Source organism: Pseudomonas azotoformans (genome assembly GCF_900103345.1).
In the GTDB taxonomy this organism is placed as follows: Bacteria; Pseudomonadota; Gammaproteobacteria; order Pseudomonadales; family Pseudomonadaceae; genus Aquipseudomonas; species Aquipseudomonas azotoformans.
In genome coordinates, this window is sequence record NZ_LT629702.1 from 2,266,770 (window position 1) to 2,281,575 (window position 14,806).

Here is a 14,806-nt window from a genome sequence, read left to right on the forward strand (position 1 = left end):
TCGCCAAAGAATGGAGGTTTGCCCTGATGAGTGAGGAACCCAGCAATGCCGTGGAAAAACTCCGATACACGCTACAGCACCATGTCGATTGCGTTGCACTGGTTGATGGTGGTGCTGCTGGCGGTGGTCTACGCCTGCATTGAGTTACGCGGCCAGTTTCCCAAAGGCAGCGGTGCGCGAACGCTGATCGTCGAGATGCACTTCATGTTCGGCCTCACCGTGTTTGTGCTGGTGTGGCTGCGCCTGTTCGCACGCAGCCTGGGGGTGGCGCCGAAGATCGTACCGGCACCGCCGCCATGGCAGAGCCTGTTGGCGACGCTGATGCACGTTGCGCTGTACGCGTTGATGATCGGCATGCCGATTGCGGGTTGGCTGATTGTGAGTGCCGAGGGGCATTCGGTGATGTTCTATGGCATGGAATTGCCGCCGTTGATCGCGGAAAACAAGGCGCTGGCCAAGCAGATTGAAGGCTGGCATGTGCTGTTCGGCAAGATCGGCTACTGGTTGATCGGGCTGCATGCGCTGGCCGGGATCGCCCACCATTACATCCTGCGGGACAACACCGCGTTGCGGATGATGCCGGGCAAGCGCGCTAACCCTTGAAGCCTCGCTGGCCTTGCAGCCCGCCGGTGTGGACGAAGACCAGGCGAGTGCCGGGGGCGAAACGCCCGGCTTCGATCTGCGTCTTCAAGGCCAGTAACGCCTTGCCGGTGTAAAGCGGCTCCAAGGGTACGCCGCAGGCCTGCTGGGTGGTGTCGATGAAGTCGAGCAACTCGGGGTCGACTTTGGCGAAGCCACCTCGACTGGCGTCCAGCAGTTCATAGCCGCCCTGCACGATGGCCTCGACGTTCTGCGCCACACCGTGATCGTCCGGCACCGCCATGGCGCCGTGCACCGGGTGCGCGCCCGCCTCTGCCAGTGCCAGGCCGCCCAGCGTGGTGCCGGTGCCTGCGGCCAGCCACCAGCCGTCGTAGTCCGCCCAGCCCACGCTGTGCAACTGTGCACGCACCTGCTCGACCAGCACCGCGCAACCCAGGGCGCCCTCCCGACCACCGCCGCCCTCGGGCACCGGGTGCAGGTGGGGATACTGCTCACGCCACGGCAACCAGAAACCGGGTTCATGCCGCGCGCGATAACCGCCATAGCCCAGCCAATGCAGCTGCATGCCGAAGGCTTTCAGGTCGAGAACGGTGGGGGTGTCTTGCGGGTGCCCGCGCAGCAGGCCGACGGTGGGGAAACCGAAGCGCTTGCCAGCGGCCGCCAATGCATGCAGATGGTTGGAGTAAGCCCCGCCCAGGCTGATGAGGCCGCGAGCGGCTTGCGCCTGCGCCAGGTGCCCGGTGAGCTTGAACCACTTGTTGCCGCTGATCAGCGGGTCGATGCGGTCCAGGCGCAACACGGCCAGCTCGACACCTCTGAGCCAATCCAGGTGCAGCGGCTCAAGCGGTGCGTGGGGAAGCCAATCGAAGGGACCCATCGGGCGGGACCTGCATGAAAAACGGGGCGGTAGTCTACCACCGCCCCGCCCAGGGTCTTACAGCTCGGCGGCGAGGCGCGAGCCCTGGTTGATGGCGCGCTTGGCGTCCAGCTCGGCCGCCACATCGGCGCCGCCGATCAGGTGCACGTTCTGGCCGGCGGTGACCAGGCCGTCCTGCAGTTCGCGCAACGGGTCCTGGCCGGCGCAAATGACGATGTTGTCCACCGCCAGCAGCTGGGGTTCACCTTCAGCGCCAATGCGGATGTGCAGGCCCGCATCGTCGATCTTCAGGTACTCGACGCTGTTGAGCATTTGCACCTGCTTGTTCTTCAACCCGGCGCGGTGGATCCAGCCGGTGGTCTTGCCCAGGCCGTCGCCGACCTTGGAAGTCTTGCGTTGCAGCAGGAACACTTCACGCGCCGGGGCATGCGGCTGAGGCTTGATCCCGGCCACGCCACCACGGGCTTGCAGCTGGGTGTCGATGCCCCATTCCTTCCAGAACGCTTCGCGGTCCAGGCTGGTAGACACGCCCTGATGCACGAGGAATTCCGACACGTCAAAACCGATACCGCCGGCGCCAATCACCGCCACGCGCTTGCCGACCGGCTTGCGCTCCAGGATCACATCCAGGTAGCTCAGCACCTTGGCGTTGTCGATCCCCGGGATCGCTGGGGTGCGCGGTGCGATACCGGTGGCCAGGATGATCTCGTCATAACCGCCCGCCGCCAGTTGCGCCACGTCCGCGCGGGTGTTGAGGCACAGCTCCACATGGGTGGTCTGCAATTTGCGCTTGAAGTAGCGCAGGGTTTCGAAAAACTCCTCTTTGCCCGGCACCCGCTTGGCGATGTTGAACTGGCCGCCGATCTCGCTGGCGGAGTCGAACAACGTCACTTGGTGGCCACGCTCGGCGGCCACCGTTGCGGCGGCCAGGCCGGCAGGACCGGCACCGACCACGGCGATCTTCTTGATCTGCTTGACCGGCAGGTAGTTGAGCTCGGTTTCGTAGCACGCCCGTGGGTTGACCAGGCAGGTGGTCAGCTTGCCGCCAAAGGTGTGGTCCAGGCACGCCTGGTTGCAGCCGATGCAGGTATTGATCTCATCGGCGCGACCGGCGGCGGCCTTGTTGACGAACTCCGGGTCGGCCAGGAACGGGCGCGCCATGGAGACCATGTCGGCATCACCCTCGGCAAGAATCTGCTCGGCGATTTCCGGGGTGTTGATGCGGTTGGTGGTGATCAGCGGAATCTGCACCGCACCGCGCAGCTTGGCGGTGACTTTACTGAACGCGCCACGCGGCACCTTGGTTGCAATCGTCGGGATGCGCGCTTCGTGCCAGCCGATGCCGGTGTTGATGATCGTCGCACCGGCGCCTTCGATGGCCTTGGCCAACTGCACGATCTCTTCCCAGGTGCTGCCGCCTTCCACCAGGTCGAGCATCGACAGGCGGAAAATAATGATGAAATTCGGGCCCACGGCTTCACGCACCCGGCGCACGATTTCCACGGCCAGGCGCATGCGATTTTCGTAGCTGCCGCCCCAGCGGTCGGTGCGGTGGTTGGTGTGGGCCGCGAGGAACTGGTTAATGAAGTAACCTTCGGACCCCATGATTTCCACGCCGTCGTACTCGGCGACCTGGGCCAGCAGCGAGCAGGTGACGAAATCCTGGATTTGTTTCTCGATGCCCTCCTCGTCCAGCTCCTTGGGCTTGAACGGGTTGATCGGCGCCTGGATCGCACTCGGCGCGACCTGTTTGGGGCTGTAGGCATATCGGCCGGCGTGGAGAATCTGCATGCAGATCTTGCCACCCGCCGCGTGCACCGCCTGGGTCACGATCTTGTGTTTTTGTGCTTCTTCCTCGGTGGTCAGCTTAGCTGCGCCGGCGTACACCCCGCCCTCGTCATTCGGGCCGATGCCGCCGGTGACCATCAGGCCCACGCCGCCCCGGGCGCGCTCGGCAAAATAGGCAGCCATGCGTTCGAAACCGCCGGGTTTCTCTTCCAGGCCGGTGTGCATCGAACCCATCAGGGTACGGTTGCGCAAGGTGGTAAAACCCAGGTCCAACGGGGCCAGCAGATGCGGGTAGGCAGCAGCGGTCATGGTCAAGCTCCACAACGGATCATCACGGGGTGTGACGGGCTCGTGCGGCCCGCCATCGGTTTATGTCCCACAGACTAAAAGGCGGTGGATGACGGCTCAATGACTGAAACTGACAAGTTATTGATCCAAATGCACAGCGCCCCTTGGCAAGCCCGCCCATGGGCCCTACCCTAGTCGGCGAACCCTGCACACGGTCTGTTGTCTGTTCCCCCATGCGTAAACTTCTTGCTTTTACCGTCTCCCTGGCGCTGGTTGCCGCCATCGCCGCGTATCTGGTCTGGACCCAGGAGCGCCCCGTGGCGCATTACCTGTCGGATCTGCGGATCACTCTCGCCGTCAACGAAGGCCTGCCTGCCGACCGCGGCAACCTGCTGGGCATCCAGCCGGAGCTGTTTCCCGCCGACTACCAGAGCCTGGAACGCCTGCACCTGAAGCTCGCGGCCTACCTGCAAAAGGCCCGGGACCAGGGGCTGATCAACAACAAGACCATCGTGGTGCTGCCCGAACACATCGGCACCTGGCTGATGCTCACCGGCGAAAAGAACGAGGTGTACCAGGCGCTCCATGTCAAGGATGCGATGAACTGGCTGTCGGTCAGCAACCCGCTGCTCTTCGCCCGTGCCTGGATCAGCGCCACCGGCGACAACCGCACCGACGACGCCTACCTGCGCATGAAAGCCTCGGGCATGGCGCGGGACTACCAGCTGTTGTTCGGCGGCCTGGCCAAGGAGTTCGGCGTTACGTTGGTGGCCGGCTCCATCACCCTGCCGAACCCGACCGTGAGCCAGGGTCAACTGCAGGTCGGCCATGGCGCCTTGTATAACGCCAGCGTGGTGTTTGCCGCCGACGGCTTGCCGATCGGCGATCCGCAGCGCCAGCTCTACCCGATCTACGATGAGCGCGGCTTCATCAAGCCTGGCGATGAAAACATCGTCAGCGTGGTCGACACTCCTGCCGGGCGCCTGGGGGTGCTGGTCGGCAGCGACAGCTGGTACCCGGACAACTACCGCAAGCTCAACGAACAAGGCGCGCAATTGATCGCGGTGCCAGCCTTTGTGCTGGGTCGCGATACCTGGGACCGTCCGTGGCGCGGCTTCAAAAGCGTGTCCACCCCGACCGAAATCAGCCTCAAGCCCGAAGAACTCAGTGAGGGCGAAGCCTGGCGCCGTCTTACGCTGATCAGCCAGCAGCCGATCAGCCAGGCCAGCGCCGGCATGAGCGTGTTCCTGCGCGGGCAGTTCTGGGACCTGGGCACCGCCGGGCACAGCTTTCTCAGCAGCAACGGGCAAATCAGCGCCGATGGCGAGGCCCGTGGTGCGCGCTTGTTGAATATCTGGTTGTGAAACCGGTACGGCTGGGGGACCTGTCTGTGGGCTTCGTGCACAGCCTGGCCGATGCCATTCACAGCCATGGCCTGGACCCGCAACCGCTGCTGCTGCAATACGGTCTCGACCCGGCGCGTCTCGCCGAAGCCGGTGCACGCCTGTCGATCCCGCGCTACATGCGCCTGGGCCACGCGGCCATCCAGCTTACCGGCGACCCGGGCCTGGGCCTGCGCATGGGCCAGCTCAGCCGCTTGAGCCAGGCGGGGCTCGCCGGCGTCACTGCCGCCCAGGCGCCCACTGTGCGGGAGGCGGCGCGCGCGCTGACCCGCTTCGAGGCACTCTACGGCTCCAACTATCGCGGGCAGTCGAGCTTCGTCGAGGATGCCGAGGGTGCCTGGCTGCGCTTCTACTCCATCAGCCCCTACAACGCCTACAACCGCTTTGTGGTGGACTCGATCATCGCCGGCTGGCTGCAGCAGTTGTCGAGCCTGGCCCGGCAACCGGTGCAGGCGCAGCGCATCGACATTGAGTTCGAGGCACCGGAGTACAGCGAACGCTACGACGCGCTGGGAGACGTTCACTTCGGCGCCGACGCCAATCAACTGCGCCTCGACCAGCACACCCTGGCCCTGCGCAACCCGCAGCACTGCCCGAGTACCTGGAACCTGTTGGTGCAGCTGTGTGAACGAGAGTTGGAGCAACTGACCCGCACCCGCAGCCTGCGCGAGCGCATTACCCGTTTGCTCGGGCCGATGCTCAATGGCGGCCGGGAACCCGACCTGGAAGAAGTGGCGGCACGCTTGAAGCTGCCGACCTGGACGCTGCGCCGCAAACTGGCCGATGAAGGCACTCAGTTTCGCGCGATTCTCAACGATACCCGTCGCGACCTGGCCATGACCTACATCCGCGACACGGAACTGGCGTTCGGCGAGATCGCCTACTTGCTCGGTTTTGCCTCGGCCCAGGCATTTCAACGGGCCTTCAGGCGGTGGAACAACCAGACCCCAGGGGAATTTCGCCGCAGTCAGCGGCATTCCGCCTGAAGTCGGTCTTACAGCTCTGTAGCGTCGTCTGCCGGTTCCAGCGGGTCCAACTCAATCGCATGGTACTCGAGCAGTTCTTCCTGGTAATCGTCCATGGCGGACTCCTTCTTGCGTTAACAGGGGTTGCAGATAAATGACCTGCATCACCAGCCTAAAGTGCCGTGATGACGAAAAAATGTCGACGTCATGACGTTCCTGCACTCAAGGATTAAACGTAGCAGCGTTGCAGGGATTTAGCACCTGACGGCCGAGAAACTATTGCAATCATTGCAATTGCAATCAAATACAGATTTGCATTAGGGTATGGGCATTCGTCGCCAGGTGACCCTCTCCATGACCGCCGCTACCGCACACGCCGCGCAGCTCTGTATCGACGCCTTGAGCACTGCCACCCCCGCCAGCCGGTCACCGTTGCACACCGTGATCAGCATGGCCAGCACCCTCGAATACAGCCGCCAGGCCTGGGTGATCCACGGCCAGTCGCGCTCCCGACGCGTGGGTAACTGGCCCGCCTGGTTCGCCCGCAACGCCGTGGAAAAACCCTTGCTGTACCTGCACAGCGCGCACTCGGCGGCACAGTTGAGCGCGCTATCGAACGTTACCCGGCAGCGCGGCATCCTGTGCAACGACAGTGAAAACCAGCCTTCGCGCTGGCCCAAAGGTGCACAGCCGTCCTTGCCGTTGTGGCTGGCCACTCATCCGCGCTGTACCCCGTATGACCCGGCCTCAGGGGAAGAAGCCCGTACGATTGTGCTGGCGGCGTTGCGAAGCCTGTATGTCGATGGCAAGCCCGGTTTCTATTACCTGGCGTTGCATGATCAAGACAGCGCAGCGCCCTTGAGCGAGCAGGACCGAGAGGCCGCGCTCAAGGGCATGTACCCACTCCAGTGCGACGGCCCCTTCGATGTGCGATTGCTCGGCGCAGGCCGGGCGCTTGACGAGGTAGTGCACGCCAGGCGCTTGCTCAAACAGGACTGGAACATCAGCGCGCAACTGTGGAGTTGCCCCAGCTACACACGACTGGCCCGCGAGGCAGCCGCGGCTGAGCACTGGAACCGCCTGCATCCCACAGCCCCCAAGCGCAGCTGCCATCTGCGTGACTGCCTGGCGGGAAGCGGCGCGCCGGTGATTGCCGTCACGGGCTACCCGCAACCGATTGTCGACCAGTTGGCGGCCTATGTGGATGCGCGATATGTGGCGCTGGGGGCGGGTTCAGTGCAGGCGGCGGCGCCGAGTCGGTACTGGATAGTGGTGTTGGCGCTGAAGGCGTTGGCGGATGAGGGCCGGGTTAATGCACTGCAGATAGAAAAAGTGATGCAGCGCTACCCACTGAAATGAGCTGGAATGCACTCAAAAATGTGGGAGCGGGCTTGCTCGCGAAGGCGGTGGTTCATTTGAAACACCTGTGGCTGACACGCCTTTTTCGCGAGCAAGCCCGCTCCCACATTGGATGTCTATTGTTTCTTGGAGCTGCGTCGTCCTCGAACCTGTACACCGGCCTCTACGGCCAGCCCGGCGGTGCGCTCCAACGCGTCGGCAAAGCCCTGGCGCTGCTCGGGCTCCATCTGCGACAGAAACAACTCATCCACCGTGCTTTCGTAGATCTTCCACATCTTTTTACGCAGCACCCGACCGGCCTCGGTGATCGAGGCAAACGCCGCACGGCCATCGCCGTCGGAGCGGGAGCGCACCACCAGACCGTCCTTTTCCAGACGGTCGACCAGTCGCGTGAGGTTGTAGCGTTCGATGGCGAGCACATCGGCCAATTCGTGCATGCGGCGGGTGCCGTCGGGGCCGCTTTCCAGGCCCCATAGCGCGTCGTACCAGGCGTACGGCGGCAGGTCCGCCTCAGCCAGGCGACGCTCGATTTCACGGATGACGGTCCTGTGGGCCCTGACAAAACGGAACCATACATCCGGCTCTTTCGACGACATGCAACACCATCCGGGGAATTTCAAGAAGGTTGCAATAGTAGCTCATCCCGCGCTAGATTCGGCCATGTAGTTGCAATTGCAATTACATTTGCCGGCACTCCCACAAGGAGCCCGCCACTTCAAACCTGCCTACCCTGGAGCCTCACATGACCCCGAACAACGCAGTCAGACGCGACGACGACCCACAGGAAACCCGCGAGTGGCTGGAGTCCATCGAATCGGTGCTGTCCACCGAAGGCCGGCCCCGCGCGCACTACCTGATCGATCAGTTGCTGGATTTCGACGTGGCGCGGCATGGCGACTTCTACGGGCGGGTGACCACGCCGTACGTCAATACCATCCCGGCGGACCGTCAGTTGCCCTACCCCGGCAACCTGGCCATCGAACGCCGTACCAATGCGTTTATCCGCTGGAACGCCATGGCAATGGTGCTGCGTGCAGGCAAGCACTCAGGGGTCGGTGGGCATATCGCGACCTATGCGTCAGCCGCCGTGCTGTACGACGTAGGCTTCGACCACTTCTTCCGTGGCCGTACCGAGCGCTTTGACGGCGACCTGGTGTACATCCAGGGCCACTCCTCCCCGGGCATTTATGGCCGCGCCTACCTGGAAGGCCGCATCAGCGAAGCGCAACTCGACAACTTCCGCCGTGAGGCCAATGGCGACGGTATTTCGTCCTACCCGCACCCACGGCTGATGCCGGACTTCTGGCAATTCCCCACCGTGTCCATGGGCCTCGGCCCGATCACGGCCGCTTACCAGGCGCGCTTCATGCGTTACCTGGAATTGCGTGGCCTCAAGCAACACCAGGGCCGCAAGGTCTGGGCTTTCCTCGGTGATGGCGAAATGGATCAGCCGGAATCCCTGGCCGCCATCTCCCTGGCCGGGCGCGAGAAGCTCGACAACCTGATCTTCGTGGTCAACTGCAACCTGCAACGCCTAGACGGCCCGGTACGCGGCAATGCCAAGGTGATCCAGGAGTTCGAAAGCCTATACCGCGCCGCCGGCTGGAACGTGATCAAAGTGATCTGGGGCGGCGGTTGGGATGCCCTGCTGGACAAAGACCACAGCGGCCTGCTGCGCCAACGCATGATGGAATGCGTGGACGGCGACTATCAGAACTACAAGTCGCAGAACGGCGCTTATGTGCGTGAACATTTCTTCGGCAAATACCCGGAGTTACTGGCATTGGTTGCGGATATGTCCGACGACGAAATCTGGAAACTCTCACGGGGCGGGCATGACCCGGACAAGGTCTACAACGCCTATGCCGCCGCTGTGCGCCATAGCGGCCAGCCTACGGTGATCCTGGCGAAAACCGTCAAGGGCTTCGGCATGGGTGAAGCCGGCGAAGGGCAGAACATCAACCATCAATTGAAGAAGATGGGCGCAGATGCGGTAAGGGCCTTCCGCGATCGTTTTGGCCTGGAAGTCGCGGACGAGCAACTCGCCGACATTCCCTACCTCAAGCCCGCCGCCGACAGCGAAGAAGCCCGCTACTTCGCCGCGCGCCGCCAGGCCCTGGGCGGCTATGTGCCATCACGCCACAGCGCGGTCGAACCCTTGCAGATTCCCGAACTGGCCGCCTTTGCTACCCAGCTCAAGGACACCGGCGAACGGGCGATCTCCACCACCATGGCCTTTGTGCGCATCCTCGGCACCCTGCTCAAGGACCCGCACCTGGGCAAACTGATCGTGCCTATCGTGCCGGATGAGTCGCGCACCTTTGGCATGGAAAGCCTGTTCCGTCAGATTGGCATCCACTCCGCCGTAGGCCAGCTGTACACCCCGCAGGACGCAGGGCAACTGAGCTACTACAAAGAGAGCAAGGACGGACAGATCCTGCAGGAAGGCCTGAATGAATCCGGCGCCATTTCCTCGTGGATCGCGGCCAGTACGTCCTACAGCAACCACGGCTTGATGACGGTGCCGTTCTATATCTTCTATTCGATGTTCGGTTTCCAGCGGGTCGGTGACCTGGCGTGGGCTGCCGGCGATGCCCGGGCACGCGGCTTCCTGCTGGGGGCCACCGCCGGCCGCACCACGCTGATGGGCGAAGGTTTGCAACATGATGATGGGCACAGCCATATCCTGTCGTCGGTGATTCCGTGCTGCGTGTCCTACGACCCGACCTTTGCCTACGAGCTGGCGGTGATCATTCGCGAAGGCATGCGGCGGATGTACGTGGAACAGGAGGACATCTACTACTACATCACCCTGCTCAACGAAAATTACCCGCACCCGGCGATGCCCGAAGGGGTGGAAGACGGGATTCTCAAGGGCATGTACCCGCTCAAGACCAGCGAGCAGGCCCGGGTGCAACTGATGGGCAGTGGCTCAATCCTGCGCGAGGTGATTGCGGCGGGCGAGTTGCTTGAGCACGACTTCGGCGTGCACAGCACTGTGTGGAGCGCCACCAGCCTCACCGAATTGCGCCGTGACGGGCATGCAACCGAACGCTGGAACCTGCTGCACCCGCAGAGCGAGCCAAGGGTGAGTTATGTGGAGCAACGCCTGGCCGGGCAGGCGGGCCCGGTGGTGGTGGCGACGGACTACATGAAGCTGTTCGCCGATCAGATCCGCCCCTTTGTCCATGGCCGGCGCTTTGTGGCCCTGGGCACCGACGGCTTCGGACAATCAGATACCCGTGAAACCCTGCGCGCGTTCTTCGAAGTGGACCGGTATTTCATCGCGCTGGCAGCCTTGAAGGCGTTGGCGGATGACGGCGTGATCGGTCGTGAAAAAGTCAGCGAAGCCATCAGCCGCTACGGGATCAACGTCGACAAGGCCGACCCCGTAGCGGTCTGAATTACTGCGCAGGCGTCGGCAGGGGCGGAATCGCTTCTGTCGGCGCCGGCAGGTCCGGGTTGCTGGTGGCCGGCGCGGGTTCCGCCTGCGGCGCGAGCGGCGCAGCCTCGGCAGGCGGCGCCACGGGTTGGGACACGGCTGGCTCTTCCTTCGGCGGCTCGGTTTTCTCTGCCGCCGGTGCGGTTTTAGGTTCCGGAACACCCAGCTCGGCTTTTGGCTGCTCGGGGATATGCGCGGCCTTCTTCACTTCCTGAGGCAGGAACACATCCACCAGCGCAAAGTAGCGCTCGTAGAATTTCGGCGCCGAAACGGTCTCGCTCGCTACCTTCACCATCGAGTCATCGGTAGAGCCGATCGGCATCGACACCGACCCCAGCACGCCCACACCCAGGCTCGCGGAGTTGTTGACCTTCTTCAGCGCATAACGGTCCTGCAAGGCGTTGGCGAACATGGTCGAATGATTGGTGCCCTTACCATCATCGGCACACACCACGTTGAAGCTGATCTGCAGGTGGGTCTCGCCGGTCTGCTGGAAGCTCTTGTTGCCCACCACCAGTTTCGGATCGCTGCTGGTGATGATGTAGCCCTGGCTCAGCAAGGCACGTCGCGCCGCTTCGCACGCGGCCACATCGGTGACTGGGTAATCGCGGGAAAACGTACCGGAGTCGTCGAAATTCTCATGTTCATAAATGGCGGTCTTGGGTGACGAGCAGCCCGCGGCGCCCGCCAGCACCAGCGCCAGCCCGAGGCTACGCAAGTGAAATGATGTCGACATTGAAAATCCTGAGGAAAACGGTCCGGGCGGTATTGTGCAACAGAACGAGGCCTTGGCGCGCGCATTCCTGTCGGTAAAACGTCACAGCCCTACCGCGTACCGGCCGTAGGAAAAAGCCCTGCACACATATGATCAATAAACACGCGCAATTTGACCGAAGCATGGCGACTTGATGGCCATAAGATCCAGAAACTGCCCCGGTGTTCCAGGCAGTCATCCAGCACCCTTTGCAGCCGCCCCTCCTGGACGGCCTGATTGACCATGTAGTCCGGCAGGCAAGCGATCCCCATTCCTTCTAGCACTACATGCTTGAGGGACTCGATGGTGGTGCTGACCAACGGGGTGCGCAGGACCGGCTCCGAGGCGCCGGGCACCAGGCGTAGCGGCCAGGGTTCGAGCTTACCGGTGGCGCAGAACTTGTGGCGCAGGCAGGCATGCCCGTTCAAGTCCTGCGGCTGTCGTGGAGTGCCGTGCTGGCGAAAATAGGCTGGCGTGCCCACCAGCACCAACTGGTAATGCCCCAGATGGCGTGCCATCAAGCGCGAATCTTCTGGCTTGCCGGTACGAATCACCGCATCGAAACCTTCCTCGATCACGTCCACCATGCGGTCGGAAAAATCCACATCCAGCTCGATCTCCGGGTAGGCACGCAGGAAGTCGCTGAGCACCGGCATCAGCAAGCCGCGCACCTGCGGCACGCTGATGCGCAACGTGCCACGGGGCATGGCGCTGGCGTCCGTCAGCTCCCGCTCGGCCGCCTCGACCTCGGCCAGGATCCGCCGCGAACGCTCCAGGAACAGCACGCCTTCACTGGTCAACGTGATGCTGCGGGTGCTGCGGTGAAACAGCCGTACGCCCAGACGTTCTTCCAGCCGCGCAATGCTCTTGCCGACGGCCGACGACGACACGCCCAGCACACGCCCGGCTATGGTGAAGCTACGCGTTTCTGCCACCTGTACGAATACAGAGAGGCTACCCAGACTATCCATGAGCGAGTCCCTGGAAATTGCGGACTCCAACGTCCGATAAGTTCGGAACCTTAGCCTGTTTTTCCGTAGACCACAGCCCCCTACTCTGTCGGCTTGCCCATTTGCATGGATAGAGCGCGATGACCTCCCTCACCGATTCCGCCGTGACTGCTCGAAAAGAAACACTGCCACTGGGGGGATTGCTGGCCCTGGCCAGCGCCGGCTTTATCACCATCCTGACCGAAGCCATGCCCGCCGGGCTCCTGCCGCAGATGGGCGATGGCCTCGGCGTGTCACCCGCACTGGTCGGCCAATTGGTTACGCTGTACGCCCTGGGGTCGCTGCTGGCGGCCATCCCGCTGACCCTGTTGACGCGAGGCTGGCGACGCCGTCCCTTGCTGCTGGTCGCAATTGGCGGCTTTGCCCTGGTCAACAGCGTGACCACGCTCTCCAGCCACTATGGGCTGACCCTGGTGGCGCGCTTCTTTGCCGGTGTATTCGCCGGACTGCTGTGGGCGCTGTTGGCAGGCTATGCCAGCCGAATGGTCGCGCCCCACCTGCAAGGCCGGGCCATCGCAGTCGCGATGCTGGGCGCACCGCTGGCCCTGTCGCTGGGTGTGCCCGCGGGTACATTTCTGGGGGCTGCGGTTGGCTGGCGCCTGAGTTTTGCAATCATGACCGGGCTGACGCTGGTGCTACTGATCTGGGCACGCCTGCAACTGCCGGATTTCGCCGGTGAACCGGCGGGGAAACGCTTGGGGCTGCTTCAAGTGTTCAGCTTGCCGGGTATTCGTCCGGTGCTGTGGGTGACTTTTACCTACGTGCTGGCCCACAACATTCTCTACACCTACATTGCGCCGCTGCTGGTGCCGGCGGGGATTGCCGCCGATATTGACCAGGTCCTGCTGGTGTTCGGCCTTGCCGCGTTGCTGAGCATTTGGCTGGCGGGTGTATTGATTGATCGGTGGCTGTACACGCTGCTACTGGTCAGCTGTGCGCTGTTTGGCCTGATCGCCTTGGCGCTGGCGTTCTGGATGAACCGGCCGACGGTTATCTACCTCGCGGTCGCCCTGTGGGGCCTGGCGTTCGGCGGGCTGCCTGCATTGCTGCAAACCGCACTGGCCAAATCGGCAGGTGAGTCAGCGGACGCCGCGCAATCGATGCTGGTGACTGTGTGGAACCTGGGCATTGCGGGCGGCGGCTTGGCGGGCGGCGTGTTGCTCCAGGGCTGGGGCGTCGCGGCGTTTCCGTGGGCGGTGGTGTTGCTGATGCTGTGGGCATTGGCCGGGGCGTCGAGAGGCGCCCGCAGCTGAAGAATCAATAAGACCGTACCTGGCTGAGCACCACGGCCGAAAGATACAGACCGGCACCAAATACGCCATGGGACAGCCCACTGCGCAGGCGATTTCTCCAAGGTGTTGGTGTGCGAGAAGCCGCCACACCCGCGCCCATCGCGGGCTGCATCACAAAGAAAGGGATCACCACCGTCAGCGTGCCCACCATCAACGCAGGCAACCATTGGGGATCATGCAGCCATTGCACCCCGTAGATACTCACCAACAGCGCCGCAAAGGCGATACCCACGGCATAGTGAATCGCCCAACCCAGCGCCGATTCGCCGCGAACCGGCGAGGCCTTGCCGATACTGGCATGGGCAAACGTGCCGTGACGCAGGTGGCCTGCCCAACGGCCCACCATCGAGTAGTCGAGCGTTGCAATGCCCAAGCCTTTGAGGATCATTGACCACACATCCATCACGGCAGTCGCCCCGACCCCGATCAATACTAGCCTTACCCCTGCTTCCATCGACAACATGACCTACCCTCTGATTGATGAGACCTTCGTTCACAGGCAGGATAGAAGTTGAAGTCAACTTCAAGTCAAGCGAGGCGTCATGGATATCTCGGAAGTGGCCCGGCGTACGGGACTGCCCTCCTCCACTGTGCGATTTTACGAGAAGGCCGGGTTGATCACCGCGACCAGTGCCCCAGGCAAACGGCGCCACTTCAAGCCCGATGTGCTTGATCAGTTGGCGCTGATCGCCCTCGGGCAGGCCGGCGGTTTGTCGCTGGACGAGATCCGCAGCATGCTGCCCTTCGAGGGTGCGTTGCAGGTGGACAGGCAACTGTTGCTGGACAAGGCCGACAGCATCGACGCGACCATCAAGCGCCTGAAAGCGATGAGCCAGGGCTTGCGGCATGCCGCGGACTGCCCGGCACCTGACCACGGGCAATGCCCGAATTTCCAGCGTTTGCTCAAGGTCGCGGCCGGCTCCTTGAAAAGCGGCAGGACAAAGCGTGCGTCACCGGGCATCCCACTCCAGCGCCCATGAAAAAGCCCCCGGTCTTTTCAGGCCGGGGGCTTTTTATTCAAACCGACA

General features: G+C 63.0%; 13 protein-coding genes. 7 read left to right on the forward strand and 6 right to left on the reverse strand.

The window, feature by feature from the left end; translation table 11 throughout:
• The first annotated feature begins 45 nt into the window (after positions 1 to 45).
• Positions 46 to 603 carry a cytochrome b gene (locus tag BLR69_RS09840; protein WP_071493484.1) on the forward strand — a complete coding sequence of 186 codons (558 nt, stop codon included), beginning with the start codon at positions 46 to 48 and terminating at the stop codon, positions 601 to 603.
• Here BLR69_RS09840 and BLR69_RS09845 read toward each other — a convergent pair.
• The gene (locus BLR69_RS09845) at positions 593 to 1,477 is read right to left on the reverse strand and encodes a 1-aminocyclopropane-1-carboxylate deaminase/D-cysteine desulfhydrase (RefSeq protein WP_071493485.1); all 885 of its coding nucleotides are present in this window, start codon (positions 1,475 to 1,477) and stop codon (positions 593 to 595) included. The genes BLR69_RS09840 and BLR69_RS09845 overlap by 11 nt on opposite strands.
• A 57-nt stretch (positions 1,478 to 1,534) precedes the next feature.
• Complete coding sequence (locus BLR69_RS09850; RefSeq protein WP_071493486.1) at positions 1,535 to 3,574, reverse strand: NADPH-dependent 2,4-dienoyl-CoA reductase; 2,040 nt, start codon at positions 3,572 to 3,574, stop codon at positions 1,535 to 1,537.
• 212 nt (positions 3,575 to 3,786) lie between these two features.
• On the opposite strand from BLR69_RS09850, the gene BLR69_RS09855 reads away from it, so the two are divergent.
• The 3 genes from BLR69_RS09855 (at position 3,787) to BLR69_RS09865 (ending at position 7,280) form a co-directional block, all read left to right on the forward strand.
• A complete protein-coding gene (locus BLR69_RS09855) occupies positions 3,787 to 4,917 on the forward strand; it encodes a carbon-nitrogen hydrolase family protein (protein WP_071493487.1) in 1,131 nt (376 codons plus the stop codon).
• Entirely contained in the window at positions 4,914 to 5,942 is a 1,029-nt protein-coding gene (locus BLR69_RS09860) for an AraC family transcriptional regulator (protein WP_071493488.1), read from the forward strand. Before BLR69_RS09855 ends, BLR69_RS09860 begins: the two co-directional genes overlap by 4 nt.
• Positions 5,943 to 6,275: 333 nt before the next feature.
• Positions 6,276 to 7,280 (forward strand): transketolase-like TK C-terminal-containing protein, encoded by a 1,005-nt coding sequence (locus tag BLR69_RS09865; protein WP_083365852.1) that lies wholly within the window; start codon positions 6,276 to 6,278, stop codon positions 7,278 to 7,280.
• 116 nt (positions 7,281 to 7,396) lie between these two features.
• On the opposite strand, the gene BLR69_RS09870 is transcribed toward BLR69_RS09865, so the two are convergent.
• On the reverse strand, positions 7,397 to 7,876 hold the full coding sequence (locus BLR69_RS09870) for a MarR family winged helix-turn-helix transcriptional regulator (protein WP_071493490.1): 480 nt from the start codon (positions 7,874 to 7,876) through the stop codon (positions 7,397 to 7,399).
• A 146-nt stretch (positions 7,877 to 8,022) separates the two neighbouring features.
• Here BLR69_RS09870 and aceE point away from each other — a divergent pair, with 146 nt between their 5' ends.
• Complete coding sequence (gene aceE, locus BLR69_RS09875; RefSeq protein WP_071493491.1) at positions 8,023 to 10,683, forward strand: pyruvate dehydrogenase (acetyl-transferring), homodimeric type; 2,661 nt, start codon at positions 8,023 to 8,025, stop codon at positions 10,681 to 10,683.
• 1 nt (position 10,684) lies between these two features.
• Here aceE and BLR69_RS09880 read toward each other — a convergent pair whose 3' ends face one another.
• Positions 10,685 to 11,458, reverse strand: coding sequence for a DUF2242 domain-containing protein (locus tag BLR69_RS09880; RefSeq protein WP_071493492.1), 774 nt, complete (start codon positions 11,456 to 11,458; stop codon positions 10,685 to 10,687).
• 89 nt (positions 11,459 to 11,547) lie between these two features.
• Entirely contained in the window at positions 11,548 to 12,447 is a 900-nt protein-coding gene (locus tag BLR69_RS09885) for a LysR substrate-binding domain-containing protein (protein WP_071493493.1), read from the reverse strand.
• A 119-nt stretch (positions 12,448 to 12,566) separates the two neighbouring features.
• Between BLR69_RS09885 and BLR69_RS09890 the strand changes: the two genes are divergently transcribed.
• Entirely contained in the window at positions 12,567 to 13,739 is a 1,173-nt protein-coding gene (locus BLR69_RS09890) for an MFS transporter (protein ID WP_071493494.1), read from the forward strand.
• Positions 13,740 to 13,743: 4 nt separating this feature from the next.
• Here BLR69_RS09890 and BLR69_RS09895 read toward each other — a convergent pair whose 3' ends face one another.
• On the reverse strand, positions 13,744 to 14,241 hold the full coding sequence (locus BLR69_RS09895; RefSeq protein ID WP_071493495.1) for a DUF2938 domain-containing protein: 498 nt from the start codon (positions 14,239 to 14,241) through the stop codon (positions 13,744 to 13,746).
• Between the two features lie 79 nt (positions 14,242 to 14,320).
• On the opposite strand from BLR69_RS09895, the gene BLR69_RS09900 reads away from it, so the two are divergent.
• Positions 14,321 to 14,758, forward strand: a complete 438-nt coding sequence (locus tag BLR69_RS09900) for a helix-turn-helix domain-containing protein (protein WP_071493496.1) — start codon at positions 14,321 to 14,323, stop codon at positions 14,756 to 14,758.
• The last annotated feature ends 48 nt before the right edge of the window (positions 14,759 to 14,806 follow it).

Bases quoted from the DNA above. Each gene is read 5' to 3' on its own strand.
- BLR69_RS09850 (WP_071493486.1), bottom strand. From the start codon at position 3,574: ATGACCGCTGCTGCCTACCCGCATCTGCTGGCCCCGTTGGACCTGGGT.
- BLR69_RS09855 (WP_071493487.1), top strand. From the start codon at position 3,787: ATGCGTAAACTTCTTGCTTTTACCGTCTCCCTGGCGCTGGTTGCCGCC.
- BLR69_RS09870 (WP_071493490.1), bottom strand. From the start codon at position 7,876: ATGTCGTCGAAAGAGCCGGATGTATGGTTCCGTTTTGTCAGGGCCCAC.
- BLR69_RS09885 (WP_071493493.1), bottom strand. From the start codon at position 12,447: ATGGATAGTCTGGGTAGCCTCTCTGTATTCGTACAGGTGGCAGAAACG.
- BLR69_RS09845 (WP_071493485.1), bottom strand. From the start codon at position 1,477: ATGGGTCCCTTCGATTGGCTTCCCCACGCACCGCTTGAGCCGCTGCAC.
- BLR69_RS09890 (WP_071493494.1), top strand. From the start codon at position 12,567: ATGACCTCCCTCACCGATTCCGCCGTGACTGCTCGAAAAGAAACACTG.
- BLR69_RS09865 (WP_083365852.1), top strand. From the start codon at position 6,276: ATGACCGCCGCTACCGCACACGCCGCGCAGCTCTGTATCGACGCCTTG.
- BLR69_RS09900 (WP_071493496.1), top strand. From the start codon at position 14,321: ATGGATATCTCGGAAGTGGCCCGGCGTACGGGACTGCCCTCCTCCACT.
- aceE (WP_071493491.1), top strand. From the start codon at position 8,023: ATGACCCCGAACAACGCAGTCAGACGCGACGACGACCCACAGGAAACC.
- BLR69_RS09880 (WP_071493492.1), bottom strand. From the start codon at position 11,458: ATGTCGACATCATTTCACTTGCGTAGCCTCGGGCTGGCGCTGGTGCTG.
- BLR69_RS09895 (WP_071493495.1), bottom strand. From the start codon at position 14,241: ATGTTGTCGATGGAAGCAGGGGTAAGGCTAGTATTGATCGGGGTCGGG.
- BLR69_RS09840 (WP_071493484.1), top strand. From the start codon at position 46: ATGCCGTGGAAAAACTCCGATACACGCTACAGCACCATGTCGATTGCG.